This is a genomic window from Variovorax sp. 20P10.2.4 (assembly GCF_058244205.1).
Genome location: NZ_JBZAYE010000847.1, coordinates 1 through 2,595 on the forward strand (window position 1 = coordinate 1; position 2,595 = coordinate 2,595).

At 68.0% G+C, this 2,595-nt stretch carries 3 protein-coding genes; 1 reads left to right on the forward strand and 2 read right to left on the reverse strand.

All coding sequences use genetic code 11. The features are described from left to right. Both AC27VN_RS38445 and AC27VN_RS38450 read right to left on the reverse strand, forming a co-directional pair. Positions 1-654, reverse strand: a 654-nt coding sequence (locus tag AC27VN_RS38445) for a thiamine pyrophosphate-dependent dehydrogenase E1 component subunit alpha (RefSeq protein WP_490880062.1), incomplete at its 3' end; no start/stop codon positions are given. 101 nt (positions 655-755) lie between these two features. Next, positions 756-1,451, reverse strand: a complete 696-nt coding sequence (locus AC27VN_RS38450; protein ID WP_431510716.1) for a GntR family transcriptional regulator — start codon at positions 1,449-1,451, stop codon at positions 756-758. A gap of 179 nt (positions 1,452-1,630) precedes the next feature. Between AC27VN_RS38450 and AC27VN_RS38455 the strand changes: the two genes are divergently transcribed. Then, complete coding sequence (locus AC27VN_RS38455) at positions 1,631-2,434, forward strand: maleate cis-trans isomerase family protein (RefSeq protein ID WP_093351091.1); 804 nt, start codon at positions 1,631-1,633, stop codon at positions 2,432-2,434. Positions 2,435-2,595: the final 161 nt, after the last annotated feature.

The following is a 2,595-nucleotide window of genomic DNA, read 5'->3' on the forward strand; positions in this document are numbered from 1 at the left end:
CGTGGCCGCGATGCCCAGCGCTTCGGCGCGCGCCGAGGCACCTTCGCCCGCGGTCATCGGGCCGCTCGCGGTGGTCGCGCTCCAGCGGTTGTCCTCGCAGACGAACAGCACCGGCAGCTCGTACACGCGGGCCCAGTTCAGCGCCTCGAGGAAGGGGCCGCGGTTGATCGCGCCGTCGCCGAAGAAGCAGACCGTGAGGGCGTCGCCCTGGCCCAGCACTTTCTGCGCATGCGCCGCGCCCACCGCGATCGGCAGCCCGGCCGCCACCACGCCGTTGGCGCCCAGCATGCCGACCGAGAAATCGGCGATGTGCATCGAGCCGCCCTTGCCGCCGTTGAAGCCCGTGGCCTTGCCGAACAGCTCGCACATCATGCGCGCGAGGTCGGCGCCCTTGGCCAGCGTGTGGCCGTGGCCGCGGTGGGTGGACGTGAGGTAGTCGCTCGTGCGCAGGTGCGCGCAGACGCCGGCCGGCACCGCCTCCTGCCCGGTCGACAGGTGCAGCGGCCCGCGCACCTTGGCCGCGCCGCCGGCCTGCTGCCCATAGGCGCTCACGCCGCCCTGGCTGGCCGTCTCGGCCGCGTTCTCGAACGCGCGGATGCGCACCATGGTGCGGTACAGCGCCTCGGCGGCGCCGCTGGGGATGTCCAGGTCCATCTTGTCTCCGACGCCTGTGGAATGGGCGTTTGCGGAAAAATCGTATCAAGCGTGACGGACTGGGGGCAGGGGGCTTTCCCCGGGGAGGCGGTGCTGCGCGTTCAGGCCGCCTTGCGCCGCGATCCACTCGCAGCCTGCGCCGCGGTCGCCTCCGCGGTGGCCTTCATCCCCTCGAGGATCGCCTCGCACTTGTGCTTCAGGTGCGTCTTGAGGATGCCCGACAGCGAGGCCGCGTCGCGCCGCGCCAGCGCGTTGAGCATGCCCTCGTGTTCCGCCATCGCGCGCGACCAGATCTCGGGCGTCATCGGCGAGTTGAAGCGGATGCGCCGGATGCGCGCGTTGATCAGCGCGTACTGGTCGAGCAGCACCGGGTTGCGCGTGGCCTGCACGATGGTCTCGTGGATGCCGCGGTTCAGCGCGTAGTAGCTCGCCATGTCGCGCGCCGCGAAGGCACTGCGCATGCGCTCGTGCAGCGCGGTGATCTCCGCGAGTTGCGCGTCGGTGACGCGCGCGGCCGCCTGCTCGCCGGCCAGCGCCTCGAGCGCGCCCGCCACCGCGAACAGCCCCTCCACCTCCTCGAGCGACAGCTCGCGCACGCGCGCGCCGCGGTTGGGCAGCAACTCGACGTGGCCCTCGGCGGCCAGCACCTTGAGCGCCTCGCGCAGCGGTGTGCGCGAGATGCCGAAGCGCTCGCACAGCAGGGCTTCGGGCACCTTGCTGCCCGGCGGGAACTCGCCCTGCACGAACACCTCGCGCAGGTTTCCGAGCAGGTCGTTGTGAACGAATTCTTTGGCCATGGGCAATTATGAATTCATTTTTCGATGAAATGGCCGATCGAAGCCCTCGGAAGAGAGAATTTTCGGCCATTTGAATTCAAAGTGTTGACCGATCCGACCGGCCTCCGCTACATTGAACGCATTCATTTGCAGCACTTGAACCCCCGAAACTCTCCCAATCCAGCTTAAAAAGGCAATTTATGAATGCATTCCAGCAAGGCATCGTCGAAATCGCAGGCTCGACCCACGACACCGACCGCTACACCAACGCCCTCGGCCCGCGTGGCGTGATCGGCGTGATGACGCCGGGACCGAACGTGAACGTCGAGAACGAGATGATGGACATGCGCCCGCGCGGCGTGATCAACGCCATCGACCGCTACTACGTGCCGAACCAGAAGATCGCGCAGGACGAGGACTGGTCGGTGATCATGCGCAACGTCACGGCCAACCTCGACGACTCGGTGCGCCGCCTCAAGGAAGCGCTGATCGACCACCTCGTGCTCGGCATGTCCTCGCAGAGCTACATGGGCGGCGAGAAGGGCAGCTTCGCGCTGCTCGAGCACCTCGAGAAGCTCTCGGGCGTGCCGGTGACCATGGGCGCGCAGTCGGCCGAGCAGGCCTTCAAGCTCTGCGGCGCGAAGCGCATCGCGCTGCTCACGCCCTACTACCCGGTGATCGAGACCAACGCCATCAGCTATTTCACGTCGCGCGGCTTCGAGGTGGTGCACGTCGAGGGGCTCAAGTGCAAGAGCATCATCCACGTCGCCTCGCAGACCTACGAGCAGCTCGCCGAGGCCACCCTGCGCTGCGAGGCCGCCAAGCCCGACGCGATCCTGCAGCTGGGCACCAACCTGGCCTATGCGCGCGTGGCCAACGATGCCGAGAAGTGGCTCAGGAAGCCGGTCTTCGCCTCGGGCCCGGTGATCTATTGGTCGGCGCTGCGCAGGATGGGCATCAAGGATCAGTTCCCGGGCTTCGGCAGCCTGACGGAATTCCACTGAGTCCGGCGCGCGCAGAACAAAGGAGACACGCATGACGACGAGACAACGCATGCGCGCGGCCGGCGCCGCGCTCGCAGCCTGGGTGCTGCTGGGGCTGCTGCCCGCGGCGGCCGAGGAGCACTGGCCGGCCAAGCCGGTCACGCTGCTGGTGGGCTTCGCGC

What these genes read in the sequence shown, in the direction of transcription:
- AC27VN_RS38450 (WP_431510716.1), bottom strand. Translation starts at nt 1,451, where the DNA reads ATGGCCAAAGAATTCGTTCACAACGACCTGCTCGGAAACCTGCGCGAG.
- AC27VN_RS38455 (WP_093351091.1), top strand. Translation starts at nt 1,631, where the DNA reads ATGAATGCATTCCAGCAAGGCATCGTCGAAATCGCAGGCTCGACCCAC.